The 17,253-nt window shown below is 62.3% G+C and carries 17 protein-coding genes and 2 tRNA genes; 12 read left to right on the top strand and 7 right to left on the bottom strand.

Annotated features, from left to right (window positions below; translation table 11 throughout):
• The first annotated feature begins 30 nt into the window (after positions 1-30).
• On the top strand, positions 31-459 hold the full coding sequence (locus QM609_RS07670) for a cupin domain-containing protein (protein ID WP_228232653.1): 429 nt from the start codon (positions 31-33) through the stop codon (positions 457-459).
• A gap of 4 nt (positions 460-463) precedes the next feature.
• On the opposite strand, the gene QM609_RS07675 is transcribed toward QM609_RS07670, so the two are convergent.
• Complete coding sequence (locus tag QM609_RS07675) at positions 464-871, bottom strand: globin (RefSeq protein WP_003944464.1); 408 nt, start codon at positions 869-871, stop codon at positions 464-466.
• Between the two features lie 182 nt (positions 872-1,053).
• On the opposite strand from QM609_RS07675, the gene QM609_RS07680 reads away from it, so the two are divergent.
• The 3 genes from QM609_RS07680 (at position 1,054) to QM609_RS07690 (ending at position 2,600) form a co-directional block, all read left to right on the top strand.
• Positions 1,054-1,752: an HNH endonuclease gene (locus QM609_RS07680; RefSeq protein ID WP_003944465.1), complete on the top strand. Its 699-nt coding sequence runs from the start codon at positions 1,054-1,056 to the stop codon at positions 1,750-1,752.
• Between the two features lie 118 nt (positions 1,753-1,870).
• Complete coding sequence (ctaJ, locus tag QM609_RS07685) at positions 1,871-2,134, top strand: aa3-type cytochrome oxidase subunit CtaJ (protein ID WP_007730943.1); 264 nt, start codon at positions 1,871-1,873, stop codon at positions 2,132-2,134.
• Positions 2,121-2,600 (top strand): DUF5130 domain-containing protein, encoded by a 480-nt coding sequence (locus tag QM609_RS07690; protein ID WP_003944512.1) that lies wholly within the window; start codon positions 2,121-2,123, stop codon positions 2,598-2,600. Before ctaJ ends, QM609_RS07690 begins: the two co-directional genes overlap by 14 nt.
• A gap of 71 nt (positions 2,601-2,671) precedes the next feature.
• On the opposite strand, the gene pepN is transcribed toward QM609_RS07690, so the two are convergent.
• Positions 2,672-5,251, bottom strand: a complete 2,580-nt coding sequence (pepN, locus tag QM609_RS07695) for an aminopeptidase N (protein WP_050654621.1) — start codon at positions 5,249-5,251, stop codon at positions 2,672-2,674.
• Positions 5,252-5,316: 65 nt separating this feature from the next.
• Positions 5,317-6,552 carry an NAD(P)/FAD-dependent oxidoreductase gene (locus QM609_RS07700; protein ID WP_050654622.1) on the bottom strand — a complete coding sequence of 412 codons (1,236 nt, stop codon included), beginning with the start codon at positions 6,550-6,552 and terminating at the stop codon, positions 5,317-5,319.
• 166 nt (positions 6,553-6,718) lie between these two features.
• Here QM609_RS07700 and QM609_RS07705 point away from each other — a divergent pair, with 166 nt between their 5' ends.
• On the top strand, positions 6,719-7,342 hold the full coding sequence (locus QM609_RS07705) for a DsbA family oxidoreductase (protein WP_003944541.1): 624 nt from the start codon (positions 6,719-6,721) through the stop codon (positions 7,340-7,342).
• On the opposite strand, the gene QM609_RS07710 is transcribed toward QM609_RS07705, so the two are convergent.
• Positions 7,330-8,166 carry a M48 family metallopeptidase gene (locus QM609_RS07710; RefSeq protein ID WP_228232720.1) on the bottom strand — a complete coding sequence of 279 codons (837 nt, stop codon included), beginning with the start codon at positions 8,164-8,166 and terminating at the stop codon, positions 7,330-7,332. The genes QM609_RS07705 and QM609_RS07710 overlap by 13 nt on opposite strands.
• Positions 8,167-8,308: 142 nt before the next feature.
• Between QM609_RS07710 and QM609_RS07715 the strand changes: the two genes are divergently transcribed.
• Both QM609_RS07715 and QM609_RS07720 read left to right on the top strand, forming a co-directional pair.
• A complete protein-coding gene (locus QM609_RS07715; protein WP_003944571.1) occupies positions 8,309-8,782 on the top strand; it encodes a ribose-5-phosphate isomerase in 474 nt (157 codons plus the stop codon).
• Between the two features lie 15 nt (positions 8,783-8,797).
• Positions 8,798-9,595, top strand: a complete 798-nt coding sequence (locus QM609_RS07720) for an Fpg/Nei family DNA glycosylase (protein ID WP_050654623.1) — start codon at positions 8,798-8,800, stop codon at positions 9,593-9,595.
• Here QM609_RS07720 and QM609_RS07725 read toward each other — a convergent pair.
• Together QM609_RS07725 and QM609_RS07730 are read right to left on the bottom strand one after the other, a co-directional pair.
• A complete protein-coding gene (locus QM609_RS07725) occupies positions 9,592-10,368 on the bottom strand; it encodes a hypothetical protein (protein WP_050654637.1) in 777 nt (258 codons plus the stop codon). The two genes, QM609_RS07720 and QM609_RS07725, sit on opposite strands and share 4 nt — an antisense overlap.
• Positions 10,369-10,562: 194 nt before the next feature.
• Positions 10,563-10,636, bottom strand: a tRNA-Gly gene (locus QM609_RS07730).
• A gap of 408 nt (positions 10,637-11,044) precedes the next feature.
• On the opposite strand from QM609_RS07730, the gene QM609_RS07735 reads away from it, so the two are divergent.
• From QM609_RS07735 to clpX, 5 genes are all read left to right on the top strand, one after another.
• A tRNA-Pro gene (locus QM609_RS07735) sits at positions 11,045-11,118 on the top strand.
• 115 nt (positions 11,119-11,233) lie between these two features.
• Complete coding sequence (gene tig, locus QM609_RS07740; protein ID WP_007730958.1) at positions 11,234-12,607, top strand: trigger factor; 1,374 nt, start codon at positions 11,234-11,236, stop codon at positions 12,605-12,607.
• A 216-nt stretch (positions 12,608-12,823) separates the two neighbouring features.
• Positions 12,824-13,411, top strand: coding sequence for an ATP-dependent Clp protease proteolytic subunit (locus QM609_RS07745; RefSeq protein WP_007730960.1), 588 nt, complete (start codon positions 12,824-12,826; stop codon positions 13,409-13,411).
• A gap of 48 nt (positions 13,412-13,459) precedes the next feature.
• On the top strand, positions 13,460-14,122 hold the full coding sequence (locus QM609_RS07750; protein ID WP_003944539.1) for an ATP-dependent Clp protease proteolytic subunit: 663 nt from the start codon (positions 13,460-13,462) through the stop codon (positions 14,120-14,122).
• A 332-nt stretch (positions 14,123-14,454) separates the two neighbouring features.
• Positions 14,455-15,735, top strand: a complete 1,281-nt coding sequence (gene clpX, locus QM609_RS07755) for an ATP-dependent Clp protease ATP-binding subunit ClpX (RefSeq protein WP_003944582.1) — start codon at positions 14,455-14,457, stop codon at positions 15,733-15,735.
• Positions 15,736-15,835: 100 nt separating this feature from the next.
• Here the strand turns inward: clpX and QM609_RS07760 are convergent, their stop codons facing one another.
• Entirely contained in the window at positions 15,836-17,173 is a 1,338-nt protein-coding gene (locus QM609_RS07760) for an MFS transporter (protein WP_283337263.1), read from the bottom strand.
• Positions 17,174-17,253: the final 80 nt, after the last annotated feature.

The raw sequence follows: 17,253 nt of genomic DNA on the forward strand, positions 1-17,253 counted from the left end.
ATTCGGGAATTCAACCAAGGGGGCTTGGCCTTGACTTTGTCGGCAATCGAAGCGGTCAGTTTGGATCATGTACTGCTCGAAGATGATCCGATCAACCGCGACTGGATAATCTTCGGCACACCGGTTGCACGGTCGGCGCAATGGTCGGCGAGTAAAGACGGGACCACGACTACACACGTCTGGGATTGCACGAAGGGGCGCTTCCGCTGGTACTTCCACGCGGACGAAATCGTGCACATCATCGAAGGGTCGGTCACCGTTCAGGCCGACGGAATCGCCGAGCGAACCCTGAGTGTCGGCGACGCCGCACTCTTCCGTGCGGGCAGTTGGTCGGAGTGGGAGGTCGAAGAGTACGTGCGCAAGCATGCAATCTTGAGTTCACCCCTGCATCCCACGGTGTCGTTCGGGGTACGCGCTGCCCGCCGAGTCGCGCGCGTGTTCAGGCCGAAGGCTAAGTAGACGGTCAGATAGCGGAGTTCACCATGGACGCGGCAGCCATCTCCATGTAGTCGATCAACTGCTTGCGGTGCACCGGGCTCAGAGTCTTCTCGTCGATGGACGCGATGGCGACGTGCATGCACCGCAGCCACGCATCACGCTCGATCGGGCCGATCACGAATGGATTGTGGCGCATCCGCAGACGCGGGTGTCCACGCTCCTCCGAGTACGTGTGCGGTCCGCCCCAGTACTGCTCGAGGAACATCCTCATCCGCCGCTCGGCCGGTCCGAGATCGGCCTCGGGGTAGAGCGGGCGCACAACCTCGTCCTTCGCGACTTCTTCGTAAAATCGCGCGGTGAGCTTGTGAAACGTCTCGGCTCCGCCGACGGCGTCGTAGAAGGTCTGCTGCACGTCGTGCTGTACGTCATTCATGGCAAGTTCCATTGTGCCTGACGGCCGTAGTGGTCGGTTTCCGGGTCGACGACGGTTGTATCGAGTCGGAGTGCGTACCCATTCACCGGAAATTCACCGGCCGTCCTGGCAATTTTGTTCGAAATGGGAGTGCGTAACGCGATCATCCGTGGTCAACTTGGGGGCAGTCTCCCGGAGGTCGTATGAAGAACCGACATGCTGCACGCAATCACCGACAACTCCAGCCCACTAGCGCGCGGAACGACCACGCGTTAGGGGCTGTTCTGGAAGTTGTTCCTGACGGGTTCGCGCACACTGCCGACCCACTCTTTTCCGACGAGCATTCTCACCTCGAGATGTTCCCTCCCGATCGCGTAGTCCCCGAGTGGGTGAAACGTCGGGTGCTACTGCTCAACGTCACGTACGAACCGCTGACCGCCCTTCCTGCCAGGCGCGCGGTCGTACTGATGGCCTGCGGCAAGGCCGATACCGTCCACGAGGACGAACAGGGCCCGGTAGTCCATTCCGCGGACTGGTCGGTGCAGGTTCCCTCGGTCATTCGATTGCGCACCTACGTGCGCGTTCCGTATCGCGCCCGCATCCCCATGACTCGTGCCGCGCTGATGCATCGTGACCACTTCCGATGTGCGTACTGCGGAGCCAAAGCCGAAACCATCGACCACGTCGTTCCTCGCAGCAGAGGTGGCGGGCATTCGTGGGAGAACTGCGTCGCGTGCTGTGCCCCCTGCAACCACCGCAAGGCCGACAAGATGCTCAGCGAACTCGGATGGACCCTCCGTGCGGAATTGGTCCCGCCGTCCGGACCTCACTGGCGTCTGCTCGCGGCGACCAAGGAATTGCATCCGGCGTGGATGCCGTATCTCGGCGTGGGCGCAGCCTGAGCAATGTGTCGGCGTGGGCGCAGCCTGAATTGAGTTCTAGCGTCACCGAAACGAAATTGCCCGAGAATTTGTGGCCCTGACGCTTTCCTTCCTGGCGTTCTGGGCTACGTTATCTGGTGTGAGCATTCTCGAGGTAGTACTGATATACGTTGGGATTCCGGCCTTGATCACCGCGTTCTTCGCGGCTGCGTCCTTCCTCGGGAAGAAGACGCCGGGACCGGTTCCGCCGGCGTTCCATCTCGGTGAGTCGTGGGATCACGCTCCCGTGCTGTGGAGTGCTGTCGACGAGGTCACCGTTCGCGGTGGCCATCACGGCAGTGCACACGCAATCGAAGCCGGTTCGGCTGATCTGATCGGAGGGTCCGCAAGTGGCAAGTGGTGATCATTCGACCGCGCTCGCAGTAGCGCCCGAGGACCTGCCCGTCGGCAGCGTCGTCACGTCCAGTGGACGCGTATCCGGTGTGCATCGCATCGGCGAGCCGTTCACCGACGATCTTCCGTTCGAGACCATGGATCTGGTCGCGCTCGACGTCGCGATGACCGAAGCGACGCGGGCCACCAAGGTGCGGTTCAACGCGTACGTCGGTGATCTCGGTTCTGATCCGGCAGCGGGTGCCGACGCATTGTTCCCGACCACGCCCGAAGCCGAGCGTTCCGTCCTGATCGCCGTTTCGCCCAACCAGCGCACCGTCGAGGTTCGCAGCGGTCGGGCAATCGCCGATCGGGTCACCGATCGTGTTACCCAGCTCGGAGCAACGGCAGCTGTTGCATCCTTCAGTGAAGGCAACCTGATCGACGGACTGATCAGTGCCATCCGCGTTATGGCAGCCGCAATTTCAGCGCCGTAACTGTTTGTCAGACACAGGCCGGTGCCCGCGTCGATTCGTGAGAATCGACGCGGGCACCGGCCTTTTGCATGTCAGCTCGCGTCGAACTTTCGTGCTGCGAGTGAACGAACCACGCCGGCCTGGCCTTCGACGACCAGGCGACGCAACGCGGGAGGGATGTCGCCTTCGAGGAACCGGTCTGCTGCCGCTACGGATTCGTCCGAGATCGACCACGACGGGTACAGCCCGATGACGACGGTCTGTGCCACTTCGCTCGAGCGTCGTTCCCACACCGCCGCGATATCGGCGAAGTAGCGGGAGACGAAGGGCTCGAGCAATTCGTCCTGGCCTTCGCGAGCGAACCCGCCGATGATCGATCGCGCGGTGATGTTGGGCACGGAGTCGTCGCCGACGACCTTTGCCCAGACCTCTTCCTTGACAGCGACCTGCGGACGTCCGGCCGCGGCCGCCGCGGCTTGACGAGCGCCCGCAGCGGTCGGGTCACGCTGAGCTTCGGCGTCGATGAATGGAGTTGCGGTTCCTTCGGCGTCGATCTCACCGGCGGCCGCGAGTGCCCCGACGATGCGCCAGCGCAGGTCCGTGTCGACGATCAGGCCGTCGAGCCCAACGGTGGAGGGATCGGCGTCGAGCAATTCGCGCAGTACCTCGGTGTGCCACGGGGAGAGTGCTGCGCCGGTGAGTGCGTTGACGAATGCCAGCTGGTGGTCGGACCCGGCCTCTGCCTCACGTGCGAGTTCGAGCAACCGATTGGCGAAGCTCGCCGCGCCTTCGGCCTCGGCCCAGGCCGGATCTGCGTAGGAGCCGATGGCGGTTTGGGCTTGGAGCAAGAGACGTTGCACCACACCGACTTCGGTCTCCGAACTGATGCCGCGCTCGACCAGCGCGACGAAGTCGCGTGCCTTCAGTTCGGCTTGACGGGTCATTTCCCACGCCGCCGACCAGACCAGGGTGCGGGGGAGTGAATCGGTGATGTCGCCGACCCGCTCGATCGCCGTCGCCAACGATTCGGGATCGAGTCGCACGGAGCCGTAGGTGAGATCGTCGTCGTTGACCAACACGAGTGCACCGCGGGCGACGCCGACAAGTTCGGGGACATCCGTGCTTTCCACAGCATCGAGGTCGAGTTCGACGCGATGGCTTCGTACCAACTTGCCGTCGACGTCGTCGTAGATGCCGATTGCGATCCGGTGGATTCGCCGCTCGCCGGCGCCTGGTGCAGCACCGTCCTGCAGGACGGCGAAGCGGGTGAACTTTCCGTCTGCGTCGACATCGAAGTCGGGGCGCAGGATGTTCAAACCGGTGGTCTTGAGCCACTGCCGACCCCAGTCGGAAAGGTCACGGCCCGAGGACTTTTCGAGTGAGCCCAGCAGATCGTCGAAGGTTGCGTTTCCGAATGCGTGCTCACGGAAGTACTCACGCAGTCCGGCGAGGAACGGCTCGAGTCCGACGTATGCCACCAACTGCTTGAGGACGCTGGCGCCCTTCGCGTACGTGATGCCGTCGAAGTTCACCTCGACGGCGGCCAGGTCCGGAATGTCCGCGGCAATCGGGTGCGTCGACGGCAACTGGTCCTGGCGGTACGCCCACGACTTCTCGACGTTGGCGAACGTCGTCCAGGCGTTCGTGTACTCCGTGGCCTCGGTCTGGCACAGGACCGAAGCGAAGGTCGCGAACGACTCGTTGAGCCACAGGTCGTCCCACCACGCCATCGTGACGAGGTCGCCGAACCACATGTGCGCCATTTCGTGCAGGACCGTTTCGGCACGACGTTCGTACGAGTAGCGGGTCACCTTGGAGCGGAAGACGTAGTCCTCGAGGAATGTCACGGCGCCGGCATTCTCCATCGCGCCGGCATTGAATTCGGGGACGAAGAGCTGGTCGTACTTGCCGAAAGCATAGGGAACACCGAAGTTGCGGTGATAGAAGTCGAATCCCTGCTTGGTCTCGGTGAACAGTCGCTCCTCGTCCATGAACTCGGCCAGCGAAGCGCGGCAGAAGATTCCGAGCGGGATGTCGCCGTGCTCGTCGGAGTAGTTGTCGGTCCACTGCGCGTAGGGACCGGCGATGAGCGCCACCAGGTACGTGCTCATCTTCGGGGTGGTCCTGAAGACGTGCTTGCCGGGATCGGCGGCTAGGGTCTCGACGACCGCGGAGTTGGAGATGACCTTCCACGACGTGGGAGCGGTGACGCGGACGTCGAACGTGGCCTTGAGATCAGGCTGATCGAAGCACGCGAACATGCGCTTGGCGTCAGCCGTCTCGAACTGTGAGTAAAGGTAGACGGCGTCATCGGTCGGGTCGACGAATCGGTGCAGCCCCTCGCCGGTGTGGGAGTAGATGCAATCGGCCTCGATGACCAACTCGTTGTCGGCAGCGAGGTCAGGCAGGCTGATGCCAGTCGACTCGTCGTAGCCGGAGACGTCGAGCGCGGTGCCGTTCAGGACCGCGGAATGGACTCTGGCCGCGACGATGTCGATGAAGCTGCTTGCTCCGGCCGTGGCGGTGAACGTGACGGTGGTCTTCGAGGAGAACGTCTCCTCGCCGGGTGCGTCTTTGCCGTCGGTGAGATCGAGTTCGATCAGGTAGTTCTCGACGGTCAGGATTGCTGACCGTTGCGCTGCGGTTTCGCGTGTCAGGTTCGGTGCGACCACAAAGATCTCCTCGTAGATGGTGCGGATCTATTACGTCCATCCCATCACGAAGAGAACGACTTCACTCAAGCGGACACTTCTGCCAGCGGAATCTCCGGATCGGCCAACCGCTCCGGATCGACGGGACGCGAAGACGCGACCAATTCCTTGATGGCGTCACCGGCATCCCAGATGTTCACGTTCATGCCGGCGAGCACCTTGTTCGCGGAATCGAGCCAGAATGCCAGGAACTCGCGCTTGTCGACGTCGCCGCGAGTGACGACACTCGAGTAGCCGCCGTGCGGTGCGTGACCTACGTATTCCATTCCGAGGTCGTACTGATCGGTGAAGAAATACGGCATGCGGACGTACTCGGCGGGCCGTCCCAACATGGTCTCTGCGGCCGTCTCGGGTTGGTTGAGTGCGTTTGCCCAGTGCTCCACCCGAATTCGTGCATTCAGAATCGGATGCTGTGCGGCCGCGATGTCACCCACTGCGACCACGTCGGGGTCGCTGCTCTGCAGACCGGCGTCGACGAGAACCCCGTTCTCGACGTCGATACCCGCCTCCGATGCCAACTCGGTGTTCGGCAATGCGCCGACAGCGATCAACACGGCGTCGGCCGGAATCACGGTTCCATCGCTCAAAGTGACGCCCGAGGCGTGACCGCCGTCGACAGAGATTGCAGTGACGTCCGTGCCGGTGCGTAAGTCCACCCCGTTCTGGCGGTGCAGCGCGGCGAAGACCTCACCCATTTCCGGGCCGAGGGTCGATTCGAGCGGAAGGCCGGCATGTTCGAGCACGGTGACCTCGACGTCGAAACCGCGAGCCGACGCGGCAATTTCGAGGCCGATCCAGCCGGCACCGACCACGACGAGCTTCTTGTCGGCGGCCAGGGTGCGCAGCAGCGCGGCGGCCTGATCGACTGTTCGCACGTAGTGAACGCCCTCGGCGTCGGATCCCGGGATGTCGAGGCGCCGCGACCGCGAACCGGTGGCCAAGGCGAGCTTGTCGTAGCTGATCGTGGAACCGTCCGGAAGTGACACGGTGTGCGCAGCGGGGTCGATGGCCGTTGCCGTCGTTCCCGGGCGAAGATCGACATGATGGTCGCGGAACCACTCGCCGTCGTGGACGGTGAATTCGGGGAGCGTCTTCTTGCCGGCGAAGAACTCTTTCGACAGCGGCGGACGCTCGTACGGGAGGTGGTCTTCTTCACTCAGTACGGTGATCTCACCGTCGAAATCTCTGTCACGCAGGGCTTCTGCGATCTTTGCGCCCGCGAGCCCGCCGCCGACGATCACGAATCTCCGGTTGGTGCTCATTACTGAACCACTCCTTCGTACTCGTTTCTTTTCGACACTACTGCGATCGGGAGGTGGTTCGGGGGAAAGCGCGGGAAGGATTGCGGGTTCATGATTGTTGGCAGAACGGGAGTATGTCCCCGAACTGATATGACCTGACCGACATGAACTGATAGGGAGTTTCTTCGTGAGCGCAACCTCGAGCAAGACCACGGACACTGCTGACTTCTGGTTCGATCCGCTCTGCCCGTGGTGCTGGATCACCTCACGCTGGATTCTCGAGGCCCAGCAGGTACGCGACATCGAGGCCAAGTTCCACGTGATGAGCCTTGCGGTTCTCAACGAGGGCCGTGACCTTCCCGACGAGTACCGGGAGATGATGACCAAGGCCTGGGGCCCGGTCCGTGTCGCCATCGCTGCAGCGCAGCTGAAGGGTGACGAGATCCTGCTGCCGCTGTACACGGCTATGGGGACGAAGATTCACAACGAGGGCAACAAGGACTTCGCCGACGTCATCAAGTCGTCCCTCGCCGAGGTCGGCCTGCCACCTGAACTGGCCGAGGCCGCCGACACCGACAAGTACGACGAGGCTCTGCGCGAGAGCCACCACAAGGGCATGGACGCCGTCGGACCCGACGTCGGAACCCCGACGATCCATGTCAACGGCGTGGCGTTCTTCGGCCCCGTGCTCTCACGCATCCCGCGCGGCGAGGACGCAGGCAAGGTGTGGGACGGCGCAGTCGCGCTGGCCGGCTACCCCCACTTCTTCGAGCTCAAGCGGACCCGCAACGAGGATCCTCAGTTCGACTGAGCGGCAGTGAGCGCCGGATTTCGGTAGAGCTGGCCCGGCCGGAAGAACAGATGCCCTGAGTGCGTGCGGTTGCGAAGTGCAGCCGCACGCCAGGTCAGCACCGGATGCGACGACAAGATGTTGACGAACCACGGGAAAAACCCGGATTCGAGTGTCGCCCGATCGGCCAGTTCGTCGAACCCGACCAGACCCACCAGATACTTTCCCGCGCCGAGGACGCCCATCGCGCCCGGTGCACCCTGCGGACGCATGTGAAAGCCGAAGTTGTCCGCCGTGTACTCCATGGAACGCGACAGCGAAGACCCGATCACCGGAATGTAGTTCGACGCGAACTGTCCCCACTGGCGCCAGTACGACGCATGCCCGGCAGCGATGTGGCCGACCTCGTGGCCGATGATGAATGCGAGCGCATCGGGCTCGCGTGCCTGCCCACCGACTTCGAACAGGTCGCTGTAGACGACGACGAAACGGCGAAATCCGTGCCCCGACGCAAACGCGTTGATCCGTCCGTTCCCCAGCACGACGTAGGCATCCGGCGGAGTTTTCATGCCGAACCGTGCCGCAGCCTCGGCAACCAGCTGATACCCCTCCGGAAACTGTGAAGGCGTCATCTTGATTCCGTTGACCTGTTGCGATCCGTACAGCTGACCTCGCGCGAGGAACAGCAGGATCGGAGCCGCGAGCACCACGAGGATCCACGTCGACAGATCACCCGCAGCGATCAGAACGATCGCCACCACATAAGTGACGACCGTCGTCAGCACCGCGAGCACGAGTAGCGGGATTTCCCACGGGTGGCGAACGGCGTCACTGCCCGGTGACATACGAAGGGCGGGTGCAGCGGCCTGGCCGTTGACGGGGTACATGGGCACCACGATAGGTGTGCTCGCGCGGCGATGCGTGTTCCTGAAAGTGTGACGTCGACCCGGGTGCGCCCGGCTGGTCGGGCCTGAGAGAATTGTCGCCATGCGCGTATACCTGGGTGCCGACCATGCCGGATTCGAACGTAAGAACGAGATCATCGAACACCTGAAAGCGAACGGCCACGAGGCCATCGACTGTGGTGCTCACGAGTACGACGCCGTGGACGACTACCCGGCTTTCTGCATCGAAGCCGCAAAGCGCGTCGTCGCCGACGAGGGCAGCCTGGGAATCGTCCTGGGTGGCAGTGGCAACGGCGAGCAGATCGCAGCGAACAAAGTTCCCGGCGCACGGTGCGCCCTCGCTTGGAGCGTCGAAACGGCGAAGCTGGCACGTGAGCACAACAACGCTCAGCTGATCGGCATCGGCGGACGTATGCATTCCCTCGAGGAATCGCTTGCCATCGTCGACGCTTTCCTCGCCACCGCATGGTCGGGTGAAGAGCGCCACCAGCGTCGTATCGACATCCTGTCCGAGTACGAGAAGACCGGCGTCGCACCGGCTCTGCCGCAAGCCTGATCCGAAAGTTGTTCCGTGCCTGAAGGTCATACCCTGCACCGGCTGGCACGGTTGCATGCCCGCAAGTTCGTCGGTTCACCGGTCCGCGTCCTCAGTCCGCAAGGCAGATTCGCCGAGGACGCGCGCCTGGTGGACGGACACGTACTCACGTCCTCGGATGCCTGGGGAAAGCACCTCTGGCACACGTACGACAACGGTCTGACAGTTCACGTACACCTCGGGTTGTACGGAAAGTTCACCGACGCCACCCTGCCGATGGAAGAACCGGTAGGCCAGGTCCGGATGCGAATGGTCGGTGCCGACTTCGGCACCGACCTTCGTGGTCCCACCGCCTGCGAAGTCCTGCTACCTCCTCAGGTCGCCGCGATCGAGGCCAGACTCGGGCCGGACCCACTGCGCCGCGACGCGGATCCAGAGAAGGCCTGGTTGCGAATCTCCAAGTCCAAGACGGCAATCGGCGCCCTGCTGATGGACCAGGCGGTCCTGGCGGGTGTCGGCAACGTCTATCGCGCCGAACTTCTCTTTCGTCACGGAATCAACCCTGAACGACCGGGGAATCTCGTCTCTCACGGCGAGTGGACCGCCATGTGGGCAGACCTAGTCGAATTGATGAAAGTCGGCGTCAGACGGGGGAAGATGCACGTCGTTCGCGCCGAGCACGACAACGGAGATCCGGCGTACGCGAAGGATCGTCCGCGTACCTATGTCTACAGAAGAGCAGGATCGCCGTGCCGCGTGTGCGGCACACCGATCCTGCATTCCGTCATGAAGGCACGAAACCTGTTCTGGTGCCCGGTGTGTCAGTCGGCTTAGAAGTCGAAGCCGCCGAAGTCCCCGCCGCCCCCGAAATCCATTCCGCCTCCGTCGCCACCAGACCAGTCGCTTCCGCCGTCAGCGGTGTAGTCCGTGTTGTCGATACTTCCTTGGTCGGCGCCGGGATCACCGGCGTCCATACCCTGATCTCCCGAGTCACCGGAGCCTGTGTCGGCGCCGGGATCGCCACCCTGGGCGAAAGCCTCTGCGCCGTAAGGAACCCCGGCCATGCCGGAGAACATGGTCGAGAACAGCATCATCGAACCCAGACCCCAGGCGCCGGCGACGAGTGCAGGCTTCCACCAGGGTTCGGAGTACCAGCCGGCCGGGACCGGGCGTCCGGCGACTCGGCCACCGGGGTAGTAGTTGGGTGTGTGCGACGACGGATTGGGTGATGCGGCGACCTTGCGGCCCTCGAATTCGACCTCACGGTCTTCGGTGACCGAACCGGCAGCCTTCTGTCCGTCGATGGAAGGAACTTCCGGTCCCGGATCCATGCCCATCGCCACCCGTGCCGCGCGGATGTAGTAAAGCCCTTCCAGTGCAGTCTGTTTCGCGAGACGTGCTTGGACCGGCGTTGCGGCCTGATCGATCTGCGAGCCTGCGGCGTTGTACCGTTCGGCCGCGTCGGCGAGGGCTTGGCGCGACGCGTCGTCACTGCCGGTCAGGTTGTAGACCTGACCGCCGAGGCGTTCGATCGCCTGCCGGGCATCGGCTTTCGCATCGTCGAGTTGTGTTGCGCTGTGGCCGGAACCGCGTTGCTGGCTTTTCATGACCAGAAATACGACTACGGCCAGAATGACGAGTATGAGAAGAATCGTGGTCACGAGTGGCCTCCCGAGCAGAATCGATCCGGACAACTCCAGGATACGGACCGCAGGGGAGTGGTCTGAGTGGACAAAGTCGGAATACAAAAAATCCGCACCGGCTGGGCCGATGCGGATCTTTTGTGGAGTTTCCCTCCTGATGGAGGGGATGACGGGAATCGAACCCGCGTGATCAGTTTGGAAGACTGAGGCTCTACCATTGAGCTACATCCCCGTGCATACGACAACTCGGGATCGCCGTGTTCGTCGTCTGCGATACGAAACTGTACCCAATGCCCCACCGGATTTCATAATCGGGGGGTCGGAGAAGTTCGAGACCGTCGTTCACCTGGGGAATTGGCGAATTGCTCGGCGAGTCGGGGTGTCTCGGCCGCAGGCGCGGCTTCTGATTCCGGCTCTGAATGGCAGTTGAGGCAAGGCTGTATGTGGCTGCCGTATGTGGCTGCCGTCGGATGACATACTGACGGGGTCGACAGCCGGGCCGTGTACAAATGGCGGTCGGGTTCGTGAGAGAGTAGTGAGCGCGATAGGGTTGTGCGCGGTCACCGATGGTGGCTGCCTTTGTGGCCCGCTGTCTTAGCGGCCTCGGATGGCCGTATCGTGTGTTTCATGTGATCGGAAACGGGATGTAGCGCAGCTTGGTAGCGCATCCGCTTTGGGAGCGGAGGGTCGCAGGTTCAAATCCTGTCATCCCGACAAGTACGTACATGGCACTTCACCTCCAGTAAGTCCGGGAGTGAAGTGCCGCGCCAGACAGCAGTACCGATTCAACACAAGTTGTGAGCAAGACCAGACGAAGGAGCGAAGTTTCGTGAAGAGCACCGTCGAGCAGCTCAGCCCGACGCGAGTCCGTATCAACGTTGAGGTGCCCTTCGCGGAACTCAAGTCTGATTTCGACAAGGCCTACAAGGCCCTCGCGCAGCAGATTCGTCTCCCCGGCTTCCGTCCCGGCAAGGCTCCGGCCCGCCTCCTCGAAGCGCGTGTCGGTCGCGGCGCTGTGCTCGAGCAGGTCGTCAACGACGCTCTGCCGTCGCGTTACTCCGAGGCTGTCACCAGCGCCGGCGTGAAGGCCATCGGCCAGCCCGAGATCGAGGTCACCAAGATCGAAGACGGCGAGCTCCTCGAGTTCACCGCCGAGGTCGACGTGCGCCCCGAGATCGAGCTCCCTGACTTCAGCTCCATCAACGTCGAGGTCGATCCGATCGAGATCACCGACGAAGCTATCGAAGAGCAGCTGCTTTCGCTGCGTCAGCGTTTCGGTACCCTCACCGGCGTCGACCGCGCAGTCGAGGACGGCGACTTCGTCTCCATCGATCTGTCGGCCACCGTCGACGGCGAGAACGTTGCCGAGGCAACCGCGAGCGGACTGTCGCACGAGGTCGGTTCGGGCCAGCTCATCGAGGGCCTCGACGAAGCCATCATCGGCCTCAAGGCGGGGGAGTCCAAGGACTTCACGTCGACGCTGGTCGCCGGCGAGTACGCAGGCAAGGAAGCTGTTGTCACCGTGACCGTGCAGACGGTCAAGGAGCGCGAGCTTCCGGCTGAGGACGACGAGTTCGCTCAGCTCGCCAGCGAGTTCGACACCCTGGAAGAACTGAAGGCTGACCTCCGTGAGCGCGTCGCACGCGTCCGCAAGGTCGAGCAGGCCGGTCAGATCCGCGACAAGGTTCTCGAGCAGCTGCTCGAGACCGTCGAGGTTCCGTTGCCGGAGGCTGTCGTCAAGGCTGAGGTCGACGCTGCACTGCACGACGCCGTTCACGGTCTCGATCACGACGAAGAGGCACTGAACAAGCTCCTCGAAGAGCAGGGCAGCAGCCGCGAAGAGTTCGACAAGGATGCACAGGAAGCCGCTGAGCGCTCCGTCAAGACGCAGCTCTTGCTCGACTCGATTGCCGATGCGGGCAACGTCACCGTCGGTCAGGACGAGCTCACCGAGCGCATCCTGTTCCAGGCGCAGCGTTACGGCATGGCTCCTGAGCAGTTCATCCAGCAGATCCAGCAGGCCAACCAGCTCGGCGCCGTCTTCGCAGACGTCCGTCGTGGCAAGGCTCTCGCGTCCGTCGTCGAGTCGGCCGGTGTCAAGGACACCTCCGGCGCAGTTGTCGACACCGCAGAGCTGTTCGGCAGCAGTGAGGCCGAAACCGAAGCGGACGAGTCTGATTCCGCCGAGAGCGAAGACAAGTAAAAACGCAGGCGGACGGGTGTTTTCACCACGATCGACTGCACTGAGTTTTCCGCTTTGAGCGAAGTAGGGCGGCACCGGGACTCCGGTGCCGCCCTACTTCGTTACTGTCTGTGTCAGTAGAAGTGTTTCGCATAGACGATCCACCGCACAAGTAGATCCACATAGAAGGCAGGTACCGTGACTTCCAATCACCTGGAGACTTTGCAGAGTCCCGCCATGACTTCAGCGACCGCTGGGTTGAACCTCAGCGACTCGGTGTACGAGCGCTTGCTGCGAGAGCGCATCATTTTCCTCGGTACCCAGGTCGACGACGACATCGCCAACAAGCTGTGCGCACAGATCCTGCTGCTCTCGGCCGAGGACCCGACGCGAGACATCTCGCTCTACATCAACTCGCCCGGTGGATCCGTGACCGCAGGTATGGCGATCTTCGACACCATGCAGTTCGCCGAGTGCGACATCGCCACCTTCGGCATGGGCCTTGCGGCGTCGATGGGTCAGTTCCTGCTCTCGGCAGGCACCAAGGGCAAGCGCTACGCGCTGCCTCACGCCCGCATCATGATGCACCAGCCGTCCGCCGGCATCGGTGGTTCCGCAAGTGACATCGCGATCATGGCCGAGCAGTTCAAGCACACCAAGCGCGAAATGGCCGAGCTGATTGCTCAGCACACCGGCCAGACGGTCGAGCAGATCACCGCGGACTCCGATCGTGACCGTTGGTTCACGGCGAAGGAAGCTCTCGAGTACGGCTTCGTCGACCACGTCGTCTCCCGTGCGAATCAGGCCGGCGGCACCGGCAACTGAGCCGGTACGCCCATCCTTTCGCTGCCCAATTCATACTTTGGAGAACTGATGACCAATCTTTTCGGAGCTAACTCGCTGGGCGGCCAGGCGCCGTCGGGCCCCCAATCGCGTTACATCCTGCCCCAGTTCACGGAGCAGACCAGCTACGGCGTCAAGACGTCCGACCCGTACAACAAGCTTTTCGAGGAGCGCATCATCTTCCTCGGCTCGCAGGTCGACGACGTGTCCGCCAACGACCTCATGGCGCAGTTGCTGGTTCTCGAATCGCAGGATCCGGACCGCGACATCACCATGTACATCAACTCGCCCGGTGGTTCTTTCACCGCGCTGATGGCGATCTACGACACGATGCAGTACGTCCGTGCCGACATTTCCACCGTCTGCCTCGGTCAGGCTGCTTCGGCAGCTGCCGTGCTTCTGGCCGGCGGTACGCCGGGCAAGCGCTTCGCGCTCCCCAACTCGCGCATTCTGATCCACCAGCCGGCTACGGGCGGCATCCAGGGTCAGGTTTCCGATCTGGAGATCCAGGCTGCGGAGATCGAGCGTATGCGTCGGCTCATGGAGAGCACGCTGTCGCTGCACACGGGTAAGGATCCGGAGACCATCCGCGTCGACACCGATCGCGACAAGATCCTCACGGCCGAGCAGGCCAAGGAGTACGGCATCATCGACGACGTGCTGGCTTACCGGAAGCTCAGCGCACAGAAGTAGTCGATTTCCGCCTCGTGTCGAGGATCTGTATCCCGATTCCCGACACGAGGCGGACACGTCGAGAAGTGCCTGGTGGAGCGCTTGCCAGGCTGAAATCTCGACTCTTTTCTTTTTTATCCGCAGACGAAACGCCGAGAACAGGTCGACCCCGTTCGGGATCTGCGGGTACCGTCACTTCACGGGCTGGTTCTCGACCGGCGTTCTGCGATTGTTCGACCAGATTTGTTCGATCAGTTTGTCTGATCTGACAACTACCGAAGTACTGCGGAGCGTCTCGACCGATCGAGTGGCGGCGAGTGCACGTACATGATGGAAAGTAGGGACCTCACGAGATGGCACGCATCGGCGACGGCGGGGATCTGCTCAAGTGCTCTTTCTGCGGTAAGAGTCAGAAGCAGGTCAAAAAGCTCATTGCAGGACCCGGGGTGTACATCTGCGACGAGTGCATCGACCTCTGCAACGAGATCATCGAAGAGGAATTGGCCGAATCGAGCGAGGTCAAGCTCGACGAGCTTCCCAAGCCTGCGGAGATCCGAGAATTCCTCGAGAACTACGTCATCGGTCAGGACTCCGCCAAGCGGACGTTGGCCGTGGCCGTCTACAACCACTACAAGCGCATTCAGGCCGGCGACAAGGGCCGTGACGCGCGGGGTGAGACGGTTGAGCTCGCGAAATCCAACATCTTGATGCTCGGCCCCACCGGCTGTGGCAAGACGTATCTCGCTCAGACTCTCGCGAAGATGCTCAACGTCCCGTTCGCCATCGCTGACGCGACGGCGTTGACCGAGGCCGGTTACGTCGGTGAGGACGTCGAGAACATTCTGCTCAAGCTGATTCAGGCTGCCGACTACGACGTCAAGCGCGCCGAGACCGGAATCATCTACATCGACGAGGTCGACAAGATCGCCCGTAAGAGCGAGAACCCGTCGATCACGCGTGACGTCTCCGGCGAAGGCGTTCAGCAGGCGTTGCTGAAGATCCTCGAAGGTACGCAGGCAAGCGTCCCGCCGCAGGGTGGCCGTAAGCATCCGCACCAGGAATTCATTCAGATCGACACCACGAACGTGCTGTTCATCGTCGCGGGCGCTTTCGCAGGTCTCGAGCGGATCGTCTCCGATCGTGTCGGCAAGCGCGGTATCGGATTCGGTGCCGAGGTTCGGTCGAAGGCCGAACTGGATACGGTCGATCGTTTCGCCGAGGTCATGCCGGAGGATTTGATCAAGTTCGGTCTGATTCCGGAGTTCATCGGCCGACTGCCGATGATCGCGTCGGTGACCAACCTCGACAAGGAATCGCTCGTTCAGATCCTGTCGGAGCCCAAGAACGCTCTCGTCAAGCAGTATCGTCGCCTGTTCGACATGGACGGCGTCGAACTCGAGTTCACCGAAGAAGCGCTCGACGCTATTGCCGATCAGGCGATCTTGCGTGGAACCGGCGCTCGTGGCCTGCGCGCCATCATGGAAGAGGTTCTTCTTCCCGTGATGTACGACATTCCCAGCCGTGACGACGTCGAAAAGGTGGTCGTCACCGCGGAGACCGTCAACGACAACGTACTTCCGACCATCGTTCCGCGTAAGCCGGAACGTGGCGAGCGTCGCGACAAGACGGCGTAGAACTTCAAAACGACTGTGGCCCGGTATCTCTCGCGAGATGCCGGGCCACAGTCGTTCGCGCAACACAGTGGTTCGTGCAGGGTGTCTGTGGGGTGGTCGGCTAGATCGGGTTGCCGAGCTCCTTGAGGGGGGTGCGGAACGTCTCCTTAGCGGTGAACGCCGAGACCGCGCAGATGACGCAGGCCACCGAAGTCAGAATGGCAACGGGCATCCAGTGTGTCTTGTCGCCGCCCATGAGGGCGTTGCCGATGGCGGGGGCAAAGCCTGCGAGGGCGAAGCCGACCTGGGTGCCGATCGCAATGCCCGAGTAGCGGACCTTGGTGTTGAACATCTCGGAGTAGAACGACGGCCAGATGGCATTCGGGGCAGCGTAGAAGACGGACATCAATCCGATTGCGGCGAGGAAGATCAGGGGAACGTTGCCGCTGGCGATTGCGCCGAAGTACACGTAGATGAACACCGCGCTACCGAGGGCGCCACCGATGAACAACGGCCTGCGACCGATCCGGTCGGAGAGCATCGCCCAGGCGGGCTGACTGAGCAGGGCTACGGCGTTGGCTGCGATGGCAACCCAGAGCATGGTCGACTTCGGAATCCCCACTTCTTCGGTGGTGGCGAAAGCGAGACCGAAGACGGAGAAGATGGTCGAGACGACGGCGATGAAAGCGCAGCAGATCACGCGAATCAGATTTGCGCTGTGGGTGCGAAGAAGATCGGCAACAGGCAATTTGGCGACGGTCTTGGATTCCTGCTGCTCGGTGAACTCTTCGGGCTCTTCGAGCTTGAGACGCATGATGTATGCCGCGACCAGAACGATCAGGCTGCCCCAGAACGGGATTCGCCAACCCCACGTGTAAAGGATGTCGTCGGGGAGCGCGGCGATGGGCAGGAATACGAGGCTGGCGAGGATGAAGCCGGCCTGGGTGCCGTTGAGGGTCCAACTGCAGAAGAACGCGCGTCGGCCTTCGGGGGCGTGTTCGAGCGTCAGTGAGCTGGCACCGCTCTGTTCACCCGCGGCGGAGATGCCCTGGGCGATTCTCATCAGGACAAGAAGGATCGGTGCAAGAACTCCGATCGAATCGGCGCTGGGAATACATCCGATGAGGAAGGTGGCTGCGCCCATCAGAATGAGCGTGAGCAGCATGATCTTCTTGCGGCCGACGCGGTCACCGAAATGGCCGAGGACTACAGCGCCGAGGGGACGCGCGACGTACGCGACACCGAAGGTGGCCAGCGAAAGCAGAGCCGCATGTCCGCTGTCCGGGAAGAACACCGTGGGGAAGATGAGCGCAGCGGCGGAGGCGTAGATGTAGAAGTCGTAGTACTCGAGCATGCTGCCGAGAAACGACGATGTTGCGGCGCGCTTGACCTTGGTCGTATCCGGCCTTGCCAAGGACCCCGCCTCGGGCCCGGACGGTGTAACCGTGCTAGCTGACATGCTCATCTCCTGGGTGGAAGCGTCGTGGAGGCTCTACATCCGCCGATTGTGTTCGTATAAAGAACGTCTGTGCGGAGAGC

Source organism: Rhodococcus sp. IEGM 1302 (genome assembly GCF_030056935.1).
GTDB lineage: Bacteria > Actinomycetota > Actinomycetes > Mycobacteriales > Mycobacteriaceae > Rhodococcus_F > Rhodococcus_F qingshengii.